At 59.8% G+C, this 229-nt stretch carries 1 pseudogene; it reads left to right on the forward strand.

Annotated features, from left to right (window positions below):
• Window positions 1-229: pseudogene (locus ACODJP_RS14550) on the forward strand (translational GTPase TypA); the annotation flags it as partial.

The raw sequence follows: 229 nt of genomic DNA on the forward strand, positions 1-229 counted from the left end.
TCCCAAGCCGCGGTCTGATCGGCTTCCGTTCAGAGTTCATGACCATGACCTCCGGTACCGGTCTGCTGTACTCCACCTTCAGCCACTACGACGACGTTCGTCCGGGCGAAGTGGGCCAGCGTAACAACGGCGTACTGATCTCCAACGGTCAGGGTAAAGCGGTAGCGTTCGCGCTGTTCGGTCTGCAGGATCGCGGTAAGCTGTTCCTCGGCCACGGCGCTGAAGTTTA

Source organism: Pleomorphochaeta sp. DL1XJH-081, assembly GCF_049310885.1.
Classification (GTDB): Bacteria; Spirochaetota; Spirochaetia; order Sphaerochaetales; family Sphaerochaetaceae; genus CAYZJV01.